Origin of the sequence: Klebsiella sp. A-Nf5, from assembly GCF_002810545.1 — a bacterium.
GTDB lineage: Bacteria > Pseudomonadota > Gammaproteobacteria > Enterobacterales > Enterobacteriaceae > Klebsiella > Klebsiella variicola.
Window position 1 is genome coordinate 1 of sequence record NZ_PIOG01000211.1, and the last position, 1608, is coordinate 1608.

The 1608-nt window shown below is 36.3% G+C and carries 1 protein-coding gene; it reads left to right on the forward strand.

Features of this window, described 5'->3' with window-relative positions; genetic code table 11:
• The first annotated feature begins 410 nt into the window (after window positions 1-410).
• Complete coding sequence (locus CWM53_RS20300; protein ID WP_100698847.1) at window positions 411-1577, forward strand: hypothetical protein; 1167 nt, start codon at window positions 411-413, stop codon at window positions 1575-1577.
• The last annotated feature ends 31 nt before the right edge of the window (window positions 1578-1608 follow it).

Here is a 1608-nt window from a genome sequence, read left to right on the forward strand (position 1 = left end):
CCGTGTTGAATGAGGCATCGATGATGCTCTCCAGTTCGCCCTCGCCAAGCTCTACGCCTGACTTCTTGATCATCTCTAAAACTGCCTGTTCGATATCTTCTTTCATGTGATGTCCTCCACAACCAGAAAGTAAATTATCATAATAAAGTAAGTAATTGGATACTTATCTAAGTGTTCAATTAGGGTACATGACATGACTTGTCATCGACAGAGGTTTTACGATGGTTTTGATTTGTTCTGGAAGGGGGAGAAGCATTACATCGAAGCAACTTTAACCTTACAAATGCTGTTCGTACTCTGCTAGTATATTCGAGCACATGGTAAAGGTTGGGTGAACTCATTCTAATTTTAGTGTGAACACCATTCAATGAAATTAAAGGTTATATGCATACAGCATTAATGAGGAATATATGCCTTTTTGGAATGAGTCTTATCAAGCAGAACTTAACAAAATAAGCGACTTTATCGACCAAAACCTTATTAACTACAATGAAATTCCTGACGATTTGCATAGTATTGACGATTCAGTTTTCGCAGACTCTATTATAGTAGTGAGCTGGCGCACTTTAAAAAACCTATATAAGAATCGTTTAGACTTACTTGACAAATACACGCATTACAACCAAAAATTTTTGGAACAAGGAAATATTCCAAGTTTACAGGAATTAATAACGGATAAGTTTTATTTTCTTAACAAAGTTTTAAGAATACTATTTGAATACAGTTTTTGGGCATCTGACGATTTTGGCCGTCCAATGTTTTTAAGGCCAACTATATTAGAAAGATTGGACAGACTCAATCCACCGTCTGAAATCCCAGTTTCTTTCATCTGGATTGAACGTTCTATGCCTGCAGCGTTGACTAAGGATTTATTATTATCTGAACAATTCTCAACTTTGAGAATGATAGCAGGAAGCGTAGGTCTTTTCGAAGAACAAATCACAAGAGAGATAAAGAGAGGGATCAGTGATGTAAACAAAGAGGCAGACATCCTTAAAAAGGATATTGAAGGACTTATAAAATCTGCTAGCGCTTCAGTACAGTCTCTCGCAGAATATGACGATAAACTCAAACAGTACAAAAGTGAATATAACTTCGTTCTGCTGAGCAAAGCTTTCTCAAATCTTTTGAAAACCAAAAAATCAGAATACGTCACAAATCACAGAAGTGTAATTATCTTTTCTTCATGGTTAATTGCTACACCTTTACTTGCTTTATTGAATCACATCTATAATTTCTTCCCCGTAGAATTTAATTTAAACGCATTATTCTATTTCCTGCCAATATTATCATTGGAATTGTTATTCTTTTATTTTATGCGCCTGTATTATATTGAGGGCAAGGCCATCAAGGCCCAGATGCTTCAAATAGAACAGCGTCTTAGTCTATGTGAGTTTATACATGACTACGTGGAGACAAAAAATAACTCTGGTGCTGAAAAGGAATCCTGGTCATTGTTTGAGAAGTTAATTTTCAGTCCGATACAGGTTACTTCTGAAAACATACCGTCTTTACTGGATGGTGCATCATCTATTGCGGAGTTAGCTGGAAAAGTATTGTCCAAAGATTCTAAATAACCATGTTGGCTGCCCTCTTTTGGCAGCCAAC

Excerpts from the sequence above, each read along its gene's own strand:
- CWM53_RS20300 (WP_100698847.1), top strand. The coding sequence starts at position 411 with ATGCCTTTTTGGAATGAGTCTTATCAAGCAGAACTTAACAAAATAAGC.